Annotated in this window: 14 protein-coding genes; 3 read left to right on the top strand and 11 right to left on the bottom strand. The window is 54.4% G+C overall.

Annotated elements, in window-relative coordinates; translation table 11 throughout:
- A partial coding sequence (malQ, locus tag JSN25_RS04295; protein WP_204525466.1) for a 4-alpha-glucanotransferase occupies positions 1 to 2,087 on the bottom strand: 2,087 nt, incomplete at its 3' end.
- Positions 2,088 to 2,096: 9 nt separating this feature from the next.
- Complete coding sequence (gene malP, locus JSN25_RS04300; protein WP_204525467.1) at positions 2,097 to 4,490, bottom strand: maltodextrin phosphorylase; 2,394 nt, start codon at positions 4,488 to 4,490, stop codon at positions 2,097 to 2,099.
- Between the two features lie 630 nt (positions 4,491 to 5,120).
- Between malP and malT the strand changes: the two genes are divergently transcribed.
- Positions 5,121 to 7,826 carry an HTH-type transcriptional regulator MalT gene (gene malT / locus JSN25_RS04305; protein ID WP_087856282.1) on the top strand — a complete coding sequence of 902 codons (2,706 nt, stop codon included), beginning with the start codon at positions 5,121 to 5,123 and terminating at the stop codon, positions 7,824 to 7,826.
- A 41-nt stretch (positions 7,827 to 7,867) separates the two neighbouring features.
- On the opposite strand, the gene JSN25_RS04310 is transcribed toward malT, so the two are convergent.
- From JSN25_RS04310 to glpE, 3 genes are all read right to left on the bottom strand, one after another.
- Positions 7,868 to 8,626 carry a DeoR/GlpR family transcriptional regulator gene (locus JSN25_RS04310; protein WP_003023499.1) on the bottom strand — a complete coding sequence of 253 codons (759 nt, stop codon included), beginning with the start codon at positions 8,624 to 8,626 and terminating at the stop codon, positions 7,868 to 7,870.
- Between the two features lie 95 nt (positions 8,627 to 8,721).
- Positions 8,722 to 9,552: a rhomboid family intramembrane serine protease GlpG gene (gene glpG, locus JSN25_RS04315; protein ID WP_038634914.1), complete on the bottom strand. Its 831-nt coding sequence runs from the start codon at positions 9,550 to 9,552 to the stop codon at positions 8,722 to 8,724.
- Positions 9,553 to 9,627: 75 nt separating this feature from the next.
- A complete protein-coding gene (glpE, locus tag JSN25_RS04320) occupies positions 9,628 to 9,954 on the bottom strand; it encodes a thiosulfate sulfurtransferase GlpE (RefSeq protein WP_042311890.1) in 327 nt (108 codons plus the stop codon).
- A gap of 202 nt (positions 9,955 to 10,156) precedes the next feature.
- Here glpE and glpD point away from each other — a divergent pair, with 202 nt between their 5' ends.
- The gene (glpD, locus tag JSN25_RS04325; protein ID WP_038634920.1) at positions 10,157 to 11,665 is read left to right on the top strand and encodes a glycerol-3-phosphate dehydrogenase; all 1,509 of its coding nucleotides are present in this window, start codon (positions 10,157 to 10,159) and stop codon (positions 11,663 to 11,665) included.
- Between the two features lie 91 nt (positions 11,666 to 11,756).
- On the opposite strand, the gene glgP is transcribed toward glpD, so the two are convergent.
- The 6 genes from glgP to asd form a co-directional block, all read right to left on the bottom strand.
- Positions 11,757 to 14,204, bottom strand: a complete 2,448-nt coding sequence (gene glgP, locus JSN25_RS04330) for a glycogen phosphorylase (protein WP_204525468.1) — start codon at positions 14,202 to 14,204, stop codon at positions 11,757 to 11,759.
- A gap of 19 nt (positions 14,205 to 14,223) precedes the next feature.
- On the bottom strand, positions 14,224 to 15,657 hold the full coding sequence (glgA, locus tag JSN25_RS04335; protein WP_204525469.1) for a glycogen synthase GlgA: 1,434 nt from the start codon (positions 15,655 to 15,657) through the stop codon (positions 14,224 to 14,226).
- The gene (gene glgC, locus JSN25_RS04340; protein ID WP_006687433.1) at positions 15,657 to 16,952 is read right to left on the bottom strand and encodes a glucose-1-phosphate adenylyltransferase; all 1,296 of its coding nucleotides are present in this window, start codon (positions 16,950 to 16,952) and stop codon (positions 15,657 to 15,659) included. Before glgC ends, glgA begins: the two co-directional genes overlap by 1 nt.
- 14 nt (positions 16,953 to 16,966) lie before the next feature.
- A complete protein-coding gene (gene glgX, locus JSN25_RS04345) occupies positions 16,967 to 18,943 on the bottom strand; it encodes a glycogen debranching protein GlgX (protein WP_204525470.1) in 1,977 nt (658 codons plus the stop codon).
- Positions 18,940 to 21,126, bottom strand: coding sequence for a 1,4-alpha-glucan branching enzyme (glgB, locus tag JSN25_RS04350; protein WP_038634934.1), 2,187 nt, complete (start codon positions 21,124 to 21,126; stop codon positions 18,940 to 18,942). The genes glgX and glgB overlap by 4 nt, the downstream gene beginning before the upstream one ends.
- A gap of 273 nt (positions 21,127 to 21,399) precedes the next feature.
- Positions 21,400 to 22,506 carry an aspartate-semialdehyde dehydrogenase gene (gene asd / locus JSN25_RS04355; protein ID WP_069323790.1) on the bottom strand — a complete coding sequence of 369 codons (1,107 nt, stop codon included), beginning with the start codon at positions 22,504 to 22,506 and terminating at the stop codon, positions 21,400 to 21,402.
- A gap of 191 nt (positions 22,507 to 22,697) precedes the next feature.
- Between asd and yhgN the strand changes: the two genes are divergently transcribed.
- Entirely contained in the window at positions 22,698 to 23,291 is a 594-nt protein-coding gene (yhgN, locus tag JSN25_RS04360) for an NAAT family transporter YhgN (RefSeq protein ID WP_003023480.1), read from the top strand.

Here is a 23,291-nt window from a genome sequence, read left to right on the forward strand (position 1 = left end):
TATTTCTTCTTCGCAGCGGCTTTGCGGCGCTTATCCAAATCCTTAATCAGCTTGTTCACCCCGTCATCGGCAAACATCTGCTCCAACGTGACGGTGAGCTTACGCCGCCAGTTTTTGTACTGGTCGCTGGTCCCCGGGATGTTGACCGGATCCGCCATTCCTAACCAGTCCTCCGGTTGCAGGCCCAGCAGCGCACTGTTGCTGTCAGCGATGTAGCGTTGCATGCCACGATTAAGCATCGGCGTCATCGACATCAGCGAGGCCTTGTGACCCGCGCGTTTTGGCAGACAGCCATATTTGTGCAGCGCGTCCAGCAGCCCTTGTTTCGCCAACTCCCGGTCCTGATATAACCCTCGTAGCACAACCTCATCCGGGTACAGACCCAGCGCTCTACCCAGCGTCAGATCGCCGCTATCCCAATAACCTTTAAGCGTGGGAAGGTCATGCGTCGCCGCGACTGCCATTGATTGTTCCGGGTACGCTTTCGGCGCACGGAAGTTTTTCTCATGGTCATTCTCAAAGTAAAGCACTTTGTAGGAGTACACGCCGCTATCGCGCAGCTTGCTGACGATCTCCACCGGCACAGTACCCAGATCTTCACCAATCACCATGCAGTGATGACGTTTACTTTCCAGCGCCAGAATTGAAAGAAGATCGTCGACCGGATAATGCACGTAGGCGCCGTGATCGGCCGTTTCACCGTAGGGGATCCACCACAGACGCAGCATCGACATAACATGATCGATACGCAATGCGCCGCAGTTCTGCATATTGGCGCGCAGCAGCTCGATAAAAGGTTCGTAAGCGCGGGCTGTGATGATGTGCGGATCCATCGGCGGCAGCCCCCAGTTCTGACCCAGCGGACCGAGAATATCCGGCGGCGCGCCAACCGAGGCTTTCAGGCAGTACAGCTCACGGTCGCACCAGGTTTCCGCCCCCCCTTCTGCCACGCCGACCGCCAGATCGCGATACAGCCCGACAGGCATCGCAAAACCCTGACTCGTTTCCCAGCAGTCAGCGAACTGGGTATACGCCAGCCACTGAAGCCACAGGTAGAAGTCCACGTCATCACGATGCGCTTCGCAGAACTGTTTGACCTCTGGCGAGTCCACCGACTGGAAAGCCTCTGGCCACACCGGCCAGCCCCAGCGCAATGCGTCTTCTTTCACCTGATGCGCATGCAGGGCGTCAAAGGCCGCCTGCCAGTACAGGCTATCGCCTTCCTGAGCCACAAACTGGCGAAATGCCGCCATCTGCTCATCATCACGCGCAGAGAAGCTTTTCCACGCCATACGTAGAGCCGTCATCTTCAGTGCGGTAACGGTAGAGTAATCCACCCATACGGCATCTCGCGCCTTTTGCAGGGCTTGCTGAGTCGTGGGTTTCTGCCACCAGGCCTGTGCCTCTTTACTGTGGTGGAAATCGTCTACTGCGTTGACATCAATATAAATAATATTCAGCCAGCGACGTGACGACGGGCTGTATGGACTTGCACTTTCCGGGTTCGCCGGATACAGCGCATGAATAGGATTCAGGCCGATAAACGCGCCGCCGCGTTGTGCCACATCCACCAACATGGCGCGGAGATCGCCAAAGTCGCCAATCCCCCAGTTTTTTTCTGAACGTAGGGTGTAAAGCTGAACGCATGCCCCCCACAGCTTCTGCCCGGTCAACAACGCCTGCGGTTCGTAACAGCGCTTCGGTGCCACGATGATACGGCAATGCGTACGCAACTCCCCCTGGGTCAGGGTAAGCGTGTGATATCCCTCCGGCAGTTTCGCCGGCAGGTTGAAAGATTTACCGCCAACGGCATGCCCTTTGTGCTGCACACCCTCTTCGGTGGTTAGTAGCCAGGTAAACTCTCCACTTCCCTCAACCGCCAACGGCATTTTTTTGCCCGCGGTATAAACCATGACATTCGGCACCGGGGTCACCGCCACCTTCGTGGCGGCGGTGGTGCGATGCATGGCGTCAAGCAAACGCCGCTTGGTTTCGGCGCCAATAGACTGCGGTTTACCGTGGGCATTAATGTAATGTGGGCTGATCCCCGCCGCCAGCGCGGCATTATCCAGACGTTTGCTTTCCATCGCGCTTCCTTAACGTTTCGCCTGCCAGATACGAGCCTGATAATCGCGAATGGAGCGATCTGAACTGAACATGCCGCAACGTGCGGTATTCAGAATTGCCGCCCGGGTCCAGGCGTCCTGGTCACGGTACAACACGTCAACCTGCTTCTGGGCTGCAACGTAGGCCGCGAAGTCCGCCATGACCAGATACGGATCACCGCCCTGCTTACCAATACTGTGCAGCATCTGGTCAAAGGCATGTTTATCGCCGTCGCTGAATTTTCCGCTTTCCAACTCCTTCAGAACAGCATCCAGCACCTTATCTTTCTTACGCCATTTCACCGGGTCATAGCCTTTCGCTTTCAGGGCTTTCACCTCTTCCACGGTATGACCAAAGATAAAGATATTTTCGTCGCCCACCTTCTCGGCGATTTCGACGTTGGCGCCATCCAGCGTACCGACGGTTAACGCGCCGTTCAGCGCCAGTTTCATGTTACCGGTGCCGGAAGCCTCTTTGCCCGCGGTTGAGATCTGCTCAGAGATATCCGCCGCCGGAATCAGCATTTCCGCCGCCGAAACACAATAATCCGGCAGGAAGACGACTTTCAGCTTGTCGCCGATTTTCGGGTCGTTATTGATGGTTTCCGCCACCTTGTTGATAGCGAAGATAATATTTTTCGCCAGGTAGTAACCCGGAGCGGCTTTCGCGCCAAACAGGAAGACGCGCGGCACGCAATCCGCCTGCGGGTTTTCACGAATTTCTTTGTACAGCGCCAGAATATGCAGCAAGTTCAGATGCTGACGCTTGTATTCATGTAGGCGTTTGATCTGAATATCAAAGATTGCCTGCGGATTGATTTCAATACCTGTCCGTACCTTCACAAACTCTGCCAGGCGTTTTTTATTCGCCAGCTTAATGTCACGATAAGTCTGACGGAACTTCGCGTCGTCGGCGTATTTTTCCAGGTTAATCAACTGGTCGAGGTCGTTGGCCCACTCTTTTTTCAGCGATTTATCCAGCAGCGCGGCAAGCGCCGGATTGCACTGTTTGATCCAGCGACGCGGGGTAATCCCGTTGGTGACGTTATGGAATTTGTTAGGCCAGAGCTGGTGATATTCCGGGAACAGATCTTTCACCACCAGATCGGAGTGCAGCGCCGCCACGCCGTTAACCGCAAAACCGCTGACCACGCACATACTGGCCATACGTACCTGTTTATTATGCACCACCGCCAGTTTCGCCCACACTTCAGCATCACCCGGCCAGGTTTTATCGACCAGTTTCTTAAAGCGGTCGTTAATCTCTTTGATGATTTGCATATGGCGCGGCAGTAGCGCTTTCACCAACTTCTCATCCCAACACTCCAACGCCTCCGGCATCAGGGTATGGTTGGTGTACGCAAAGGTTTTGCTGGTAATGGCCCACGCATCATCCCAGCTCATCTGGTGCTCATCAATCAGCACACGCAGCAGCTCAGGGATCGCGATGGTCGGGTGAGTATCGTTCAGTTGAATCACTTCGAAATCGGCCAGCTCATGCAGTTTACGCCCGGCCAGATGATGGCTGCGCAGAATGTCGGCTACGGAGCAGGCGCACTGGAAGTACTGCTGCATCAGGCGCAGCTTTTTACCCGCGGTGTGGTTGTCGTTCGGGTACAGCACCTTGGTTAGTTTCTCAGCGTCGATACCCTGCTGCTCAGCGCGCAGGAAATCACCGTCATTAAATTTAGTCAGGTTAAACGGATGCGCGTGGCTGGCCTGCCACAGACGCAGCGGTTGCGCCACGCCGTTACGGTAGCCGAGAACCGGCAGATCCCAGGCCTGACCGGTGATGACAAATCCCGGCTCCCAGTGTCCCTCTTTGGTGACTTTACCGCCAATGCCTACCTGCACATCTAACGCCTCGTTGTGACGGAACCACGGATAGCTACCGCGATGCCAGTCATCCGGGGCTTCCATCTGTTGACCGTCGGCAAAAGACTGGCGGAACAGGCCGTACTGGTAGTTGAGACCATAGCCCGTCGCCGACTGGCCGACCGTCGCCATCGAATCCAGGAAGCAGGCCGCCAGACGCCCCAATCCACCGTTACCTAACGCCGGATCGATCTCTTCTTCCAGCAGATCGGTCAGGTTGACGTCGTGCGCTTTCAGTTCATCGCTCACCGCCTGATACCAGCCCAGATTGAGTAAGTTGTTGCCGGTCAGACGACCAATCAAAAATTCCATCGAGATGTAGTTAACATGGCGCTGATTTTTTGCCGGCTTCACCGCAGGCTGGGCGCTGAGTAACTCAGCCAACGCCCCACTCACTGCCTGCCACCACTGGCGCGACGTCATTTCGTGAGCCGACAGTAAACCGAAACGCTGCCACTGACGCGTCAGGGCTGCCTGAAATTGATCTTTGTTGAAGGTTGGCTGTGACATAGGGATTCCAGGTCCTTAGGTAATAAAACAACGTTATCGCTAGTTTGCCAGGCTCGTTGTTGACCTTCCTCATCCTGGCACGGATTAGGGAGGGAGGAGGAGCGGGGATGAGCATAAAAGTGTGATCGCCGCCACTTAAAGCAGAGAGGCATTGCCGGTCAATACGTAGGTTTCCCCCGCATCCCCCTGAAATGCATCACGGTTTTCGCATTAACCTAAAGAGATTAGCCAGACAATATCAAACAGTAAGATCGTATTTAGAAAAAATATGTAAACAGAGAAATAGTTTCTCACCTGAAATACGCATTCTGCTTGAGTTATTTCACATGAAAGTTTTAAGTCGAGCACAAAACTCATCGTCTTTTTATTAAACGTTACAGTAACAACATAAAAAAGTGGAATCTTTCCGCTGGGTGAAAGTCACGCTGGATCCAGTCGCCACGCCTGTTGCGACTCTTTAAAGAAATTATTGCAATAGATGTATAGATTTGTGACATAGTGCAAAATCAGACACACAAAAAGCCCGCTTAGCTTGCATAAAATACCAATCTGGCCGACCTTATATCTATTAATTACGAAGCGCAAAAAAAATCATTCTTCCCCATTTTCACACAGTGAAGTGACTAACTTATGTTGATTCCGTCTAAATTAAGTCGTCCGGTTCGTCTCGACCATACGGTGGTTCGTGAGCGCCTGTTGGCTAAACTTTCCGGCGCGAACAATTTCAGGCTCGCCCTGATCACAAGTCCTGCTGGTTATGGAAAAACAACGCTTGTTTCACAATGGGCGGCGGGGAAGACCGAGTTAGGTTGGTACTCTCTGGATGAAGGCGATAACCAGCAGGAGCGCTTTGCCAGCTATCTGATTGCCGCGATCCAGCAGGCAACCGCTGGGCATTGCACCACCAGCGAAGCGATGGTGCAAAAACGCCAGTATGCCAGCCTGACGTCACTGTTTGCGCAGCTTTTTATTGAACTGGCCGAGTGGCATCGTCCACTCTACCTGGTGGTGGATGATTATCATCTGATCTCCAATCCGGCCATTCACGAGGCAATGCGCTTTTTCCTGCGTCACCAGCCTGAAAATCTCACACTGGTCGTGCTGTCGCGTAATCTGCCGCAGTTGGGCATTGCCAACCTGCGGGTGCGCGATCAGTTGCTGGAAATCGGCAGCCAACAACTGGCCTTCAACCATCAGGAAGCGAAACAATTTTTTGATCGGCGTTTATCCTCCCCGATTGAGGCGGCTGAAAGCAGCCGTATGTGCGATGACGTTGCTGGCTGGGCCACAGCGTTACAACTGATTGCCCTTTCCGCCCGCCAGAACAATAACTCTGCGCACCAGTCGGCACGACGCCTCGCTGGGATCAACGCCAGCCATTTATCCGACTACCTGGTAGATGAAGTGCTGGATAGCGTTGACCTCGGCACCCGTCACTTTCTGCTCAAAAGCGCCATCCTGCGTTCGATGAACGATGCGCTGATCGTTCGGGTCACCGGCGAAGAAAACGGACAAATGCGACTTGAGGAAATTGAGCGTCAGGGGTTATTTCTGCAGCGGATGGATGACGTCGGCGAGTGGTTCAGCTATCACCCGCTGTTTGGCAGCTTTTTACGCCAGCGTTGTCAGTGGGAACTGGCGAGCGAGCTGCCTGAAATACACCGCGCGGCCGCAGAAAGCTGGATGGCGCAGGGTTTCCCTAGCGAAGCTATCCACCACGCTCTGGCGGCAGGCGACGCCCATATGCTGCGCGATATCCTACTTAATCATGCGTGGGGCCTGTTTAACCACAGCGAACTGGCGCTATTGGAAGAGTCGCTGAAAGCCCTGCCGTGGGAAAGCCTACTGGAAAATCCGCGTCTGGTTCTGCTGCAAGCCTGGCTGATGCAAAGCCAGCACCGCTACAGCGAGGTTAATACCCTGCTGGCCCGTGCGGAACAAGAGATGAAAGGCGACATGGAGCCGACGCTGCACGCTGAATTTAACGCGCTGCGTGCGCAGGTAGCGATTAACGACGGTAACCCTGACGAAGCAGAACGTCTGGCAAAACTGGCGCTGGATGAATTACCCATCGCCTGGTTCTATAGCCGTATCGTTGCCACCTCGGTGCATGGTGAAGTCCTGCATTGTAAGGGTGATCTCACGCGTTCACTGGCGTTGATGCAGCAAACCGAGCAAATGGCGCGCCATCATGATGTCTGGCATTACGCGCTGTGGAGTCTGATCCAGCAAAGCGAAATTTTATTTGCCCAGGGCTTTTTGCAGGCCGCCTGGGAGACGCAGGAAAAAGCGTTCCAGTTGATCAAAGAGCAGCACCTGGAACAGCTGCCGATGCATGAGTTCCTGGTACGTATCCGCGCGCAGTTACTGTGGGCATGGGCACGTTTGGACGAAGCTGAAGCGTCTGCCCGCATGGGCATTGAGTTGCTTTCCACATTCCAGCCGCAGCAACAGCTACAGTGCCTGGCGCTGCTGATTCAGTGTTCGCTGGCCCGGGGCGATTTAGACAACGCGCGTAGCCTGCTCAACCGTCTGGAAAACTTATTGGGCAACGGTCGCTATCACAGCGACTGGATCTCAAACGCCGATAAAGTCCGGGTGATTTACTGGCAAATGGTGGGTGACAAAAACTCGGCCGCCAACTGGCTACGCCACACGCCGAAGCCGGAGTTCGCTAATAACCACTTCCTGCAAAGTCAGTGGCGCAACATCGCCCGCGCGCAGATCCTGCTGGGTGAGTTTGAACCGGCGGAAATCGTACTGGAAGAGTTAAATGAAAATGCGCGTAACCTGCGCCTGATGAGCGATCTGAACCGTAACCTGTTGCTGCTTAATCAGTTGTACTGGCAGGCAGGACGCAAAAATGACGCGCAGCGCGTCTTACTCGAAGCGCTGCAACTGGCGAACCGTACCGGATTTATCAGCCACTTTGTTATCGAAGGTGAGGCGATGGCGCAGCAGTTGCGCCAACTGATTCAGCTCAATACGCTGCCAGAACTCGACCAGCACCGCGCCCAGCGCGTTTTGCGGGAGATTAACCAGCATCACCGCCACAAATTCGCCCACTTTGATGAAGGATTCGTTGAGCGACTGCTTACCCATCCGGAAGTACCGGAGCTTATCCGCACCAGCCCGCTGACCCAGCGCGAATGGCAGGTTCTGGGACTGATTTATTCAGGTTACAGCAACGAGCAGATCGCCGGTGAGCTGGCCGTTGCAGCCACGACCATTAAGACGCACATCCGCAATTTGTACCAAAAACTCGGCGTCGCCCACCGCCAGGATGCGGTGCAGCATGCGCAGAAACTGCTGAAGATGATGGGCTATGGGGTATAGTTAATGCCTGATGCGCTACGCTTATCAGGCCTGGAGTTAACTTAACACAGCTCTAACTGAATATGGTGGTCGGCAATAACCTGCATCACGCCAGCTGGCGGCAGCGTGTCGGTATAAACCGCATCCACCATGCTAATGCTGCCCATATTCACCATCGCGTTACGTCCGAACTTCGAGTGATCCACTACCAGCATGACGTGACGTGAATTCTCAATGATCGCGCGTTTGGTGCGCACTTCGTGATAATCAAACTCCAGCAGGGAGCCATCGCTGTCGATACCGCTGATCCCCAGGATGCCGAAGTCCAGACGGAACTGGGAAATAAAGTCGAGGGTCGCTTCGCCCATAATGCCGCCGTCACGGCTACGCAGTTCGCCCCCGGCCAGAATAATGCGGAAATCCTCTTTCGCCATCAGCGTGTTTGCCACATTGAGATTATTGGTCACAATGCGTAAGTTGCTGTGATTAAGCAGCGCATGCGCCACCGCTTCCGGTGTGGTGCCGATATCAATAAACAGCGTTGAACCGTTAGGGATCTGCGTGGCAACTTTGCGCGCAATGCGCTCTTTTTCCGCCGTCTGCGTCGCTTTACGGTCATGCCATGGTGTATTGACCGAGCTGGATGGCAACGCCGCGCCGCCGTGGTGACGCAAAATCATATTTTGATCGGCCAGGTCATTCAGATCCCGGCGAATCGTCTGCGGGCTGACGGAGAAATGCTCCACCAGCTCCTCGGTACTGACGTATCCCTGTTTTTTTACCAGCTCAATGATCGCGTCATGTCGTTGTGTTTGCTTCATTATTGTTCCCTGGAATTTTGCCGGATGCGCTGACGCTTACCCGGCCTACAAATTGGTCCAAACGCACACCGCCTTCCGGCACCACAAAACTTGAGTCAAGTTCGTTTTCGCACATGAATAGTATCGGCAAACGCCATTGCCAGACCCACGGCCAGCCCGGCGATATGTGCGCCGTTCGCCATCGACATGCCGAACAGATCAAACCAGCCGGCAACAATCCAGATCAAGGCAAAGATAATCAAACCACGCTGCAGGAAAATACCGCTTTGCGGATCGCGCTCGCCGCGCAACCACACGTAGCCCATCAGCGCATATACCACGCCAGACAGCCCGCCAAACCACGGGCCGCTAAATTTCTGCTGAACATAACCGCTCAGCAAGGCGCTGATCACAGTAATGACAATCAGCTTTCCGCTGCCCAAGCGCTTTTCAACCGCGCCGCCGAGATACCACCACCACAGCAGGTTGAACAAAATGTGCATGAGCGAGAAATGCATAAACGCGTGGGTGAAATAACGCCAAAACTCAAATTTCAGCGAAGGATCGAACGGCCAGGCCAGCCAGAGCATTACCGCCTGGTCGCCCAGCACATTCATCGCGATAAACACCAACACACACGCCGCCATTACCGCCCAGGTCACCGGGCCGGCACGTTCGCGCAATGTGGCCAGAAACGGATAACGTTGATAGCGCAGACCGCTGTCGGTATGACCTGACTGCCAACTGGCCGCGAGGTAACGCGGATCGCCCGGGTTATCGAGAAATCGCGCCAGTTCAGCACGCACGCGTTCAGCCTGGGACTCATCCGCCAGCCAGACATCCGTTTGCTGATGTTGTTGAATCGTCAGGATAACGCCCTGCGTCGCCATATAATCAACAAATGCCTGCGCCACGCGGGGGTTAGCAAAAGAGGTAATCATCAACATTATTGCTGTCGCTTATTCCACACAAAAGAGGACAGTATATATATCCTGTCCGTTTCAGGCTGCATCTTTGTTAGCTTACGAACCGTATGTCACTTCTGCAGGAAAATGTCGATGCCAGGCGTCGAAGCCGCCGTCAACGCTGTAAACCGCATCATAGCCCTGCTGAAGAAGATACTGCGCCGCGCCTTTACTGCTGTTGCCGTGGTAACACATCACCATCACGGCAGTATCAAAATCATGGTCACGCATAAACGTCCCCAACGTGTCGTTCGTCAGATGAAAGGCCTGCGGCGCGTGGCCCATCGCATAGCTTTGCGGATCGCGGATGTCCACCAGCACCGCCATTCCGTGCAGGAGTTTCTGATGGGCTTCTTCGACATTAATACACTCAAACTGATCCATGGCGCTCTCTTGTTAAGTTCTACTTATATTCTGGCAGGTAACCAATATTACCCTCCAGTGTACGTTGCCTGAGCAGGTAAACGCCATAATGTTATATGTATCACTGTAAATTGTTTATCCAATGTTACCAATGGCACAATTCTTTGCTATTATGCTCGATAACGAACATTAATGAGCTATAACGAAAGTGCGAGAGGCCAGCATGGAAACCAAAGATCTGATTGTGATAGGTGGAGGCATCAACGGTGCCGGTATCGCGGCAGATGCCGCTGGACGCGGTTTATCCGTGCTGATGCTGGAGGCGCAGGATTTAGCCTGCGCCACCTCCTCCGCCAGCTCCAAACTCATCCACGGTGGCCTGCGCTACCTGGAACACTACGAATTCCGCCTGGTGAGCGAGGCGCTGGCAGAACGTGAAGTGCTGTTGAAAATGGCACCGCATATCGCCTTCCCGATGCGCTTTCGTCTGCCCCATCGCCCGCACCTGCGTCCGGCATGGATGATCCGTATTGGTTTGTTTATGTACGATCATCTGGGCAAACGCACCAGTTTGCCGGGTTCTACTGGTTTGCGTTTTGGCGCGGATTCCGTGATGAAACCTGAGATTGTGCGCGGTTTCGAATATTCTGACTGCTGGGTAGACGATGCGCGTCTGGTTTTGGCAAACGCCCAAATGGTCGTGCGCAAAGGCGGAGAAGTATTAACCCGCACCCGCGCCACCTCCGCTCGCCGTGAAAACGGCCTGTGGATCGTTGAAGCCGAAGATATCGATACCGGCAAAAAACACACCTGGCAGGCGCGCGGTCTGGTCAATGCCACCGGTCCGTGGGTGAAAGAGTTCTTTGATGACGGCATGCATCTGCCTTCGCCGTACGGTATTCGTCTGATTAAAGGTAGCCACATCGTGGTGCCGCGCGTACATACCCAGAAGCAAGCGTATATTCTGCAAAATGAAGATAAACGTATTGTGTTTGTTATCCCATGGATGGACGAATTCTCGATCATCGGGACGACTGACGTCGAATACAAAGGCGACCCGAAAGCAGTGAAAATTGATGAGAGCGAAATCAATTACCTGCTGAAGGTCTACAACGCGCACTTTAAGAAACAGCTTGGCCGTGACGATATCGTCTGGACTTACTCGGGCGTGCGTCCACTATGTGATGACGAGTCCGACTCGCCGCAGGCTATTACCCGTGATTACACGCTGGATATCCACGACGAAAACGGCAAAGCGCCGCTGTTGTCGGTCTTTGGCGGTAAGCTGACAACCTACCGTAAGCTGGCCGAGCACGCGATGGAAAAACTGTCGTCGTACTATCAGGGCATTGGCCCGGCATGGACCAAAGAGTGCATCCTGCCTGGCGGTGATATTGGCGGCGATCGCGAAGATTACGCGGCAAAACTGCGCCGTCGCTATCCGTTCCTGACCGAATCGCTGGCGCGCCACTATTCGCGTACCTATGGCAGCAATACTGAATGGATTATCGGCGACGCCACGTCAATCGCCGAGTTAGGCGAAGACTTCGGCCATGAGTTCTATGAGGCCGAGCTGAAGTATCTGGTTGAGCATGAGTGGGTGCGTCGCGCAGAAGATGCGCTGTGGCGTCGTACGAAAGAAGGCATGTGGCTGAATGCCGAACAGCAGTCCCGCATGACCCAATGGCTGACGGAGTATGTCGAGAAGCACCAGCTGTCGCTGGCCTCCTGATAAAAATGCCGGATGGCGGCTAACGCCTTCTCCGGCCTACAAGAGTGCATAAACATAGGCCGGGCAAGCGCAGCGCCCCCGGCCTCGGATGTTACAACCGCACCGAATCAATATGCCAGATGTTCTCGGCATACTCTTTGATCGTTCTGTCCGAAGAAAAGTACCCCATATTGGCGATGTTTATCATCGACTTCGTGGTCCACTCTTCCGGATGGCGATACAGCTCATCAACCTTATCCTGGCAATCGACATAGCTGCGATAATCCGCCAGCACCTGATAATGGTCGCCAAAGTTAATCAGCGAATCGACCAGATCACGATAACGTCCAGGCTCCTCAGGGCTGAACACGCCGCTGCCAATCTGCGTCAGCACCTGATGCAACTCTTCATCTTTCTCGTAATACTCACGCGGCTTGTAGCCCTGAATGCGTAAAGCCTCAACCTCTTCCGCCGTATTACCAAAGATAAAGATATTCTCCGCACCCACATGTTCCAGCATCTCAACGTTGGCGCCATCCAGCGTCCCGATGGTCAGCGCGCCGTTGAGCGCAAATTTCATATTACTGGTTCCGGAGGCTTCGGTCCCGGCCAGAGAAATCTGCTCAGACAAGTCGGCGGCAGGAATAATCACCTGCGCCAGACTGACGCTGTAGTTGGGGATAAACACGACCTTCAATTTATCGCCAATCTGCGGATCGTTGTTGATCACCTTCGCGACATCGTTGATCAAATGAATGATGTGCTTCGCCATGTAATAGGCTGAAGCCGCTTTACCCGCGAAGATATTCACGCGCGGCACCCACTCGGCGTCTGGATCTGCYTTRATSCGGTTRTAGCGSGTGATCACATGCAGCACATTCATWAGCTGMCGYTTGTAYTCGTGAATACGYTTSAYCTGCACATCAAACAGCGATTTCGGGTTCACTACCACGTTCAGCTGCTGGGCGATGAGCGTTGCCAGTCGCTTTTTGTTCTCGAGCTTCGCACGACGCACAGCCTGATTCACTAACGGGAAATCACAGTGCTGCTCAAGCTCGCTGAGCTGGCTGAGATCGGTACGCCAGGTGCGGCCAATGTTCTCATCCAGTACGTCAGAAAGCGATGGGTTCGCCAGCGCCAGCCAGCGACGCGGCGTCACACCGTTGGTCACGTTGCAGAAGCGAGTCGGGAAAATCTTCGCAAAGTCAGCAAACAGCGACTGCACCATCAGGTTAGAGTGCAGTTCAGACACACCGTTAACCTTGTGGCTCACCACCACCGCCAGCCATGCCATACGCACACGACGACCGTTAGATTCATCGATAATCGACGTCCGTCCCAGCAGAGCGGTATCGTTCGGATACTGCTCCTGCAGCGTCTTCAGGAAGTAGTCGTTAATCTCAAAAATGATTTGCAAATGGCGCGGCAGGATTTTGCCCAGCATATCCACCGGCCAGGTTTCCAGCGCTTCACTCATCAAGGTGTGGTTGGTATACGAGAAGACCTGACAGCACACCTCAAACGCGTCGTCCCAACTGAACTTGTGWTCATCGATCARCARGCGCATCAGCTCAGGGATCGNCAGCACCGGGTGGGTGTCGTTAAGGTGAATGGCGATTTTATCGGCCAGGTTGTCGTAGGTTTTATGCAGTTGATAATGGCGGTTCAGGATGTCCTGCACCGTTGAGGAGACGAGGAAATACTCCTGGCGCAACCGCAGCTCGCGTCCCGAATAGGTAGAGTCATCCGGATACAGTACGCGGGAGACGTTCTCGGAGTGGTTTTTATCTTCCACCGCCGCAAAGTAGTCGCCCTGGTTAAATTTACCGAGGTTGATTTCGCTGCTGGCCTGGGCATTCCACAGGCGCAGCGTGTTGGTGGCGTCAGTGTCATAACCGGGGATAATCTGGTCGTAGGCCACTGCGAGGATCTCTTCGGTCTCAATCCAACGCGTTTTCTTGCCTTCCATCTGCACGCGGCCGCCAAAGCGCACTTTGTAGCGCGTGTTGTGGCGTTTGAATTCCCACGGGTTACCGTATTCCAGCCAATAGTCCGGGGACTCTTTTTGTCGACCATCGACAATGTTCTGTTTAAACATGCCATAGTCATAACGGATACCGTAACCACGTCCGGGCAGACCCAGCGTTGCCAGTGAGTCGAGGAAGCAGGCTGCCAGGCGTCCGAGGCCACCGTTACCGAGACCGGGGTCATTCTCTTCGTCGATCAGATCTTCCAGATCTAATCCCATACCTTCCAGCGCACTTTTAACATCGTCGTAAATCCCCAACGATAACAGCGCATTGGAAAGCGTGCGCCCAATCAGAAACTCCATTGACAGATAATAAACCTGACGGGTTTCCTGGGATAATTGCGCACGGTTAGAACGCAGCCAGCGCTCCACGAGACGATCGCGCACCGCGAATAACGTGGCGTTCAGCCACTCATGTTTGTTGGCAATGACCGGGTCCTTACCAATCGTGAACATCAGTTTGTAGGCAATAGAATGCTTAAGTGCCTCGACGCTGAGTGTGGGCGATGCATAAGTAAATGGAGCGTTCATATAGGTGATTCCTGGATATCTATTTCAAGCGGTAGTAAAGCTCGCGGTAAGACTTCGCCGCGACTTGCCAGCTAAAATCCATGGTCATGGCCTGGCGTTGTACAAACCGCCAAAGCGAAGGCCGGGACCACAATACGAAAGCACGCCGGATCGCGCGTAGCAGCGACCAGGCATTACTGTCTTCAAAGACAAACCCACTGGCGATACCGTCCGCCAGGTTTTCCAGCGAACTGTCAGAGACCGTATCCGCCAGCCCACCGGTACGCCGCACCAGCGGCAGCGTGCCATACTTCAGCCCATACAACTGCGTTAAGCCGCACGGTTCAAAACGGCTGGGTACCAGAATGACGTCGGCCCCGCCCATGATGCGGTGCGAGAAGGCTTCGTGATAACCAATTTGCACCCCTACCTGTCCGGGATGTTCCGCCGCAGCGGCCAGGAAGCCTTCCTGTAATACTGGGTCGCCCGCGCCAAGCAGCGCCAGTTGCCCCCCCTGCTCTAACAGACCCGGCAGAGCCTCCAACACCAGATCCAGCCCTTTCTGACTGGTCAGACGGCTCACGACAGCAAACAGCGGCACTTTATCGTTAACCTTAAGTCCCATCGCAATTTGTAGCTGACGTTTGTTCTCCGCCTTCTCATCCAGCGTGTCGCGTGTATAGCGCGAGGCCAGTAGCAGATCGGTTTCCGGGCTCCAGATTTTTTCGTCCACGCCGTTCAGCACGCCGGAAAGCCGTCCTTCCCGATGACGCTGTTGCAACAGGCCTTCCATGCCGTAGGCAAACTGCGGCTCGGTAATTTCCCGCGCGTAGGTCGGACTCACCGCCGTGATGTGGTCGGCGTAGTACAACCCGGCCTTCAGGAACGAAATCTGCCCGTTAAACTCCAGCCCGTGCACATTAAAGAACGACCATGGCAATTGGATGTCATCCATATGCTTTGCATAAAACATGCCTTGATACGCCAGGTTGTGGACGGTGAACACCGATTTCGCCGGATGGCCGCGCGCCGCCAGATACGCCGGGGCCAGACCGGCATGCCAGTCGTGCGCATGCACCACATCCGGGCGCCAGAATGGGTCAAGCCCGCAGGCCATTTCACAGCCGGCCCAGCCGAGCAACGCAAAACGCAGGACGTTATCGGTATAAGCGAACAGGTTGGTGTCGTGATACGGACTACCCGGACGGTCATAGAGACGCGGCGCATCCACGAGGTAAATGCCGACGCCGTTATAATGCCCGAACAGCAGCGTAATTCTGCCTGCAAAGGTATCGCGACGCGTCACCACCTGAGCATCAGGAATGCCGCGACGGATATCCGGAAACGCCGGGAGCAGCACGCGGGCATCTACACCGTCGGCAATTTGCGCGGCCGGTAACGCCCCAAGAACATCCGCCAGTCCCCCGGTTTTAAGCAGGGGGAACATCTCTGAACATACGTGTAAAACCTGCATTATCGCTCCTGTTTGATTTGCAGTTTGCGCAGCATTTCACGCGTGACCAGCACAATGCCTTCTTCTGAGCGGTAGAAGCGACGAGCATCCTCTTCCGCATTTTCACCAATCACCATGCCTTCAGGGATAACGCAGGCACGGTCAATGATGCAACGACGTAACCGGCATGAACGTCCTACCCATACTTCAGGCAACAACACTGCCGAATCAATGTTACAGAATGAATTCACCCGCACTCGCGGGAACAGAACGGACTGCACCACCACCGAACCAGAAATAATACAGCCGCCGGAGACCAGCGAGTTCAGCGTCATTCCGTGGCTACCGGAACGGTCCTGCACAAATTTCGCCGGCGGCAGAGACTCCATATGCGTACGGATTGGCCAGTCCTGGTCGTACATATCCAGTTCAGGCGTCACCGAGGCCAGATCGAGGTTGGCCTTCCAGTAAGCTTCCAGCGTTCCCACATCGCGCCAGTACGGCTCGGATTCCGGGTCAGACTGTACGCAGGACAACGGGAAGGGATGTGCATACGCCATGCCAGCTTCGGTGATTTTTGGGATGATGTCTTTACCGAAATCGTGACTGGAGTTTTCATCGAGGTCATCTTCCGCCAGTAACTCATACAGGTAATCGGCGTTAAAAACGTAGATCCCCATGCTGGCAAGAGATTTGGTCGGGTCGCCCGGCATGGCTGGCGGGTTGGCAGGTTTTTCAACGAACTCGATAATTTTGTCGCTGTCGTCCACGTCCATCACGCCAAACGCGCTGGCCTCTTCGATAGGCACCGGCATACAGGCCACGGTGCAACGCGCGCCCTTCTCGACATGGTCGATCAGCATACGCGAGTAGTCCTGCTTATAAATATGATCGCCTGCGAGGATCACTACATATTCCGCTTTGTAGCGGCGAATGATGTCCAGGTTTTGGGTTACCGCATCCGCCGTGCCGCGATACCAGTTTTCACCCTGCATTCTCTGCTGCGCAGGCAGCAGATCGACAAACTCGTTCATCTCTTCGCTAAAGAACGACCAGCCGCGCTGAATATGCTGTACCAGCGTGTGCGACTGGTATTGCGTGATCACGCCGATACGGCGGATGCCGGAGTTAATACAGTTGGATAAAGCAAAATCGATAATGCGGAATTTACCGCCAAAGTGCACGGCCGGCTTGGCACGTTTATTGGTCAAATCTTTCAGGCGGGTACCGCGGCCACCGGCCAGGATCAGGGCAACAGATTTTAATGGCAGCTGGCGCGCCAACATAACACGATCGTTCTTCTCTAAACTCACCATGACTAACTCCTTTTTTATCCTCTATGGAACACACACAATCCGTGCGCAGGTCCCTGCCAGACAGCCGTAAGCACCGGATTGTCCTCTCCGGCAAATGGGGGAATAGCTCGCCATTCCCCTTCAGGTAAAACGATATCTGTCACCTCAAGCGTGGCGTTTATTGCAATCAGGAAACGGTCAGAAAGCAGGATTTGCATCTGCCTCGGGCCGTTTTGCCACTCATCCGCACTTAAGGGTTGTGCGTACTTATTCAGCCAATGAACATTGCCATCGCCCTCTTCCCACCAGCAATCGCCCGTTAATGCGGGGATTTGCTGGCGAAGATGAATCAACGCGGCGGTAAAGGTGGTTAGTCCACCGTTTGCCTGCTGCCAGTCCAGCCAGGTTAAGGCGTTATCCTGACAGTAAGCGTTATTGTTGCCGTGCTGGCTATGGCCATGCTCGTCGCCGGCCAGCAGCATCGGCGTCCCTTGAGAGAGCAACAGCGTACTCAACAGCGCATGAATGCTGTCGCGCCGCCGTTCAATCAGGTCCAGCGAGCCGCCTAACCCTTCTTTACCATGATTATCACTGTAGTTATTGCTAGTGCCGTCGCGATTTTCCTCACCATTCGCTTCATTGTGCTTATTTGTGAAGCACACACAGTCACGTAGGGTAAAACCGTCGTGCGCGGTCACCAGATTGACCGTGGCGCTGGGTTTGCGGCCATTGCGTTTAAACACGTCGCTGGATGCGGCAAAACGCCCGGCGAATTCTCCTAAAGAGAGATTACGCTGGAGCCAGAAACGTCGCGTCGCATCGCGAAAATGGTCATTCCATTCGGCAAACGGCGGTGGAAAGTTCCCCACCTGATACCCGCCTTCACCGATATCCCACGGTTCCGCAATCAGTTTGACGCGTGAGAGCAGCGGACAGTTTTGGATTGCAGTGAACAACGGCGCATCCTGACGAAACGTAGGCGTACGTCCCATAACCGACGCTAAATCAAAACGAAAACCATCCACGTGGCAAGTTTCAACCCAGTAACGCAGGCATTCACACGCATACTCGACAACGCCGGGATGGCTCAGATTGAGGGTGTTCCCACACCCCGTCCAGTTGTAGTAATCGCCATCATCCCTGATCCAATAATAGCTACGGTTATCGATTCCGCGCAGCGAGAAGACGGGCCCTTCGAGATCCAGCTCGGCGCTGTGGTTCAAAACGATGTCGAGAATGACCTCAATCCCCGCTTTGTGCAGCGCTTTCACCGCATCACGGAACTCATCCAACGCGCTCTCCGGCGAGCAGGCGTAAGCCGGATGCAACGCAAACATAGCGACCGGGTTGTAGCCCCAGTAGTTCGACAAGCCCAGCCGCTGCAGACGCGGTTCGCTGGCGAAATGCGCCACCGGTAGCAGCTCAAGCGCAGTAATGCCCAGGCGTTTGAAATAGTCGATCATCACCGGATGACCCAGCGCTTTATAGGTTCCGCGAAGCTCTTCCGGCAGCTCAGGGTGCAGATACGTCAGTCCTTTGACATGCGCTTCGTAAATCACGGTATTGCCCCACGGCGTGCGCGGCGGGGCATCGTCTTCCCAGTCATAATGGTCGGACACCACCACGCCCTTCAGCGCGATGGCGGCATTATCATGATGATCAGGTTCATTTAGCCCGCCGTGCAGCAGCGGGTTATCTTTTAACTCGCCATCCACCTGGCGCGCATAAGGATCGAGCAACAGTTTCGCCGGGTTAAACCGGTGGCCTTGCTCTGGTTGCCACGGACCATGTACGCGATAGCCATAGCGCAGGCCCGGACGGGCGTTGGCCAGATAACCGTGCCAAATATCGCCGCTACGCCCCGGCAGGTCATAGCGGAGTTCACAGCCTTGCTCATCGAAAACGCATAATTCAACGCGTTCGGCGTGGGCCGAGAAAAGCGTGAAATTGACGCCATGGCCGTCATACGTTGCACCATGGGGGGTGGCGTTGCCGGTTGCCAGATGCGTCATTCCCCCTCCCGAACCAGCCAGATCGTCGCCAACGGCGGCAACGTCAGGCTCAGTGAGTGCTGGCGGCCATGACTGGCGATTTCATCGCTATGCACCGCGCCGCCGTTACCGGTATTGCTACCGTGGTAATGCATCGAATCGGTATTGAGGATTTCACGCCATTTGCCCGGCTGATTGATACCGAAGCGATAGCCGTGGCGAGGTACTGGCGTAAAATTGCTGATAACGATAATTTCGTTGCCGGCCTTGTCACGACGAACAAAAATCAGCACCGAACGTTCTTTATCGTCAACCACCAGCCATTCAAAACCATAGCTGTCAAAGTCGAGCTCATGCAGCGCCTTGTGATGGCGATAAGTATGGTTCAGGTCACGCACCAAACGTTGCACCCCGTGGTGCCAGTTATCGCCGCCTTCCAGTAAGTGCCAGTCCAGACTGACGTCGTGATTCCATTCACGTCCCTGAGCAAACTCGTTGCCCATAAACAGCAGTTTCTTACCCGGGAAGGCCCACATCCAGCCGTAGTAAGCGCGCAGGTTGGCAAACTTCTGCCATGCGTCTCCCGGCATGCGGTCGAGAATGGATTTTTTACCGTGCACCACTTCATCGTGCGACAGCGGCAGAACAAAGTTTTCGGTGTAGTTGTACAGCATGCCGAAGGTCAGCTTGTCGTGATGATACTGACGATAAACCGGATCCAGTTTCATGTAGTCCAGCGTGTCGTGCATCCAGCCGAGGTTCCACTTATACCAGAACCCTAAACCGCCCATGTCCTGCGGTCTTGATACGCCGGCAAAGTCGGTTGACTCTTCCGCCATGCTGACGGCGCCGGGCACCTGCTCGCCAAGAATACGATTGGTATTGCGTAAAAATTCAATCGCTTCGAGGTTCTCACGACCACCAAATTCATTCGGGACCCATTCCCCTTCTTTCCGACTGTAGTCGCGATAAATCATCGATGCCACGGCATCCACGCGCAGCGCGTCAATCCCAAAACGTTCAATCCAGTACAGGGCGTTACCCACCAGATAGTTGCTGACCTCACGGCGGCCGTAGTTGTAGATCAGCGTATTCCAGTCCTGGTGATACCCTTCACGCGGGTCACTGTGCTCATACAACCGGGTGCCATCAAACTCTGCCAGACCAAAATCATCTGACGGGAAATGGCCCGGAACCCAGTCCAGAATGACGTTCAGCCCCGCCTGATGCGCGGCATTCACAAAATAGCGGAAATCATCACGCGTCCCGAAACGACGGGTCGGCGCATACATGCCGGTAGGCTGGTAGCCCCAACTGCCGTCGAACGGATGCTCGTTAATCGGCAATAGCTCGAGATGGGTAAAGCCCATCCACTTGGCGTAAGGAATCAGTTGATCCGCCAGTTCGCGGTAGCTCAGCCAGAAGTTGTTATCAGTATGACGACGCCATGAACCCAGGTGCACCTCGTAGATAGAGATCGGCGCATCAAACTGGTTGGCTTTTTTGCGCTCCTCGCTTTGCACCACTTTTTCGGGCAGGCCGCAGATAAGCGACGCGGTTTCCGGGCGCATCTGCGCTTCGAAGGCGTAAGGGTCAGCTTTAATGCGCAGCTTACCGTTAGCATCGATCATCTCGTACTTATACAGCTGACCATGCTGTGCGCCGGGGATAAACAGCTCCCAGATACCGCTCTCTTTACGCAGACGCATCGGGTGGCGACGGCCATCCCAGTAGTTGAACTGCCCGACCACCGAAACACGTTGGGCGTTGGGCGCCCAGACTGAGAAACGCGTACCGGTTACGCCATCCATGGTATCCGCATGCGCGCCCAGCGTTTCGTAAGGACGCAGGTGCGTACCTTCAGATAACAGCCAGGCATCCATATCCTGGATTAGCGGACCAAAACGATAAGGGTCATCAATAAGATTCTGCTGGCCATGCCAGACAACGGCTAACTGATAACGAAAGAAATTTTTACGGCGGGGAAGTACTGCACAGAAAAAACCGCGAGAGTCGAGGCAGTCCAGCTTGCCGACTTTACGTCCGGTTTTGGGTTCGATCACCCACACTTCTGTGGCGTCTGGAAGTAAGGCGCGGACTTCAAGTCCCGCGTCAGTTTGATGCATACCGAGTACGGAAAAAGGATCCGCAAAATGGCCTGCAATTAGCGCATTAATCACGTCTCTATCGATACGAACGGACATGGTTGTCATCCTGTTTTATGGTGTCACGCCTTCCAACTGATTTTCGACATCAGGTAGTGACACTTTTTTTGACCTGAACGGCGCAGCACAATTGTGCATCCTCTCTGCGTCGTCCCACCTTCAGGCAACAACTTAATACCTCCGGTACTAAGTCACCCTTAAAGAATAGCCAATGCTTTATCTTACTCCTGGTAAAAAATGAAACATCTGCGCTTACTCCTGTATTACGCAAAAAAAGGGGTGATTCCTCACCCCTTGATCGTTAACAAATTATTACGCCAACTGGCGCAGCATACGGCGCAATGGCTCCGCAGCACCCCACAGCAACTGATCGCCCACGGTAAAGGCTGACAGGAACTCCGGTCCCATATTCAGCTTACGCAGACGGCCTACTGGCGTGGTCAGCGTACCGGTAACGGCCGCCGGGGTTAACTCACGCATGGTGATCTCCCGATCGTTTGGCACCACTTTAGCCCACGGATTGTGCGCCGCCAGCAGTTCTTCCACGGTCGGAATAGACACATCTTTTTTCAGTTTAATGGTGAACGCCTGACTGTGGCAGCGCAGCGCGCCGACGCGCACGCACAGGCCATCAACCGGGATCACGGCAGACGTGTTGAGAATTTTGTTGGTTTCCGCCTGTCCCTTCCACTCTTCACGGCTCTGACCGTTATCGAGCTGTTTGTCGATCCACGGAATCAGGCTCCCGGCCAGCGGTACGCCAAAGTTATCAACCGGCAGTTCGCCGCTGCGGGACAGGGTCGTCACCTTACGTTCGATGTCGAGAATAGCAGAGGAAGGGGTCGCCAGTTCATCGGCCACATGGCCATACAGATGGCCCATCTGGGACAGCAGTTCACGCATGTGGCGCGCGCCGCCGCCGGAAGCCGCCTGATAGGTCGCCACGGAAACCCAGTCGACCAGGTCATTGGCAAACAGGCCGCCGAGGGACATCAGCATCAGGCTAACGGTACAGTTACCGCCGACAAAAGTCTTAATACCTTTGTTCAGACCGTCGGTAATCACATCCTGGTTAACCGGATCGAGAATGATGATGGCATCGTCTTTCATGCGCAGCGAGGAGGCCGCGTCAATCCAGTAACCCTGCCAGCCGCTTTCACGAAGCTTTGGATAGATTTCGTTGGTATAATCGCCGCCCTGACAGGTCACGATGATATCGAGCGCCTTCAGCGCGTCCAGATCAAAAGCGTCCTGAAGCGTGCCGGTCGCGGTTCCACCAAACGTCGGTGCCGCCTGCCCGAGCTGGGAAGTAGAAAAGAAAACAGGGCGAATGGCGTCGAAGTCACGCTCCTCAACCATGCGTTGCATGAGAACAGAGCCGACCATACCGCGCCAGCCGATAAAACCAACATTTTTCATAGCGTTTTTTTCCTGCGAAGATGTGTGCTGTGTATGTATGCCAGTGTCCTGGTGGCATATCCTTCACCATACAAAATGCAGCCAAAGTCGCAAGTGAAATTAATCAATGATAGCGAAGCCATCAGTAATGCGACTTATCCCGCTGCGCAAGCAAGCAGAAAGTCCGCGGTAATTATCAGGGAATTTGAGTTATGAATGAAATCATTTCAGCGGCAGTTTTATTGATCCTGATTATGGATCCGCTCGGAAATCTGCCCATTTTCATGTCCGTATTGAAACATACCGAACCAAAACGCCGCCGCGCGATTATGATTCGCGAGCTGTTCATTGCGCTGTTGGTGATGCTGATATTCCTGTTTGCGGGCGAGAAAATTCTGGCATTTCTTAACCTGCGCGCAGAAACCGTCTCGATCTCCGGGGGCATCATTTTGTTCCTGATCGCCATTAAGATGATTTTCCCCAGCGCCACCGGGAACAGCACCGGCCTTCCGGCAGGCGAAGAGCCGTTTATCGTACCGCTGGCAATCCCGCTGGTGGCCGGGCCGACAATCCTGGCCTCGTTGATGCTGTTATCACATCAGTACCCAAATCAGATGGGGCATCTGGTGATTGCGCTGCTGATCGCCTGGGGCGGGACATTTGTGATTCTGCTGCAGTCGTCGCTGTTTTTACGCCTGCTGGGCGAGAAAGGGGTGAACGCACTGGAACGTCTGATGGGATTGATTCTGGTGATGATGGCGACCCAGATGTTCCTCGATGGCGTACGGATGTGGATGAAGGGGTGA

It is taken from the genome of Citrobacter cronae, assembly GCF_016893685.1.
In the GTDB taxonomy this organism is placed as follows: Bacteria; Pseudomonadota; Gammaproteobacteria; order Enterobacterales; family Enterobacteriaceae; genus Citrobacter; species Citrobacter werkmanii.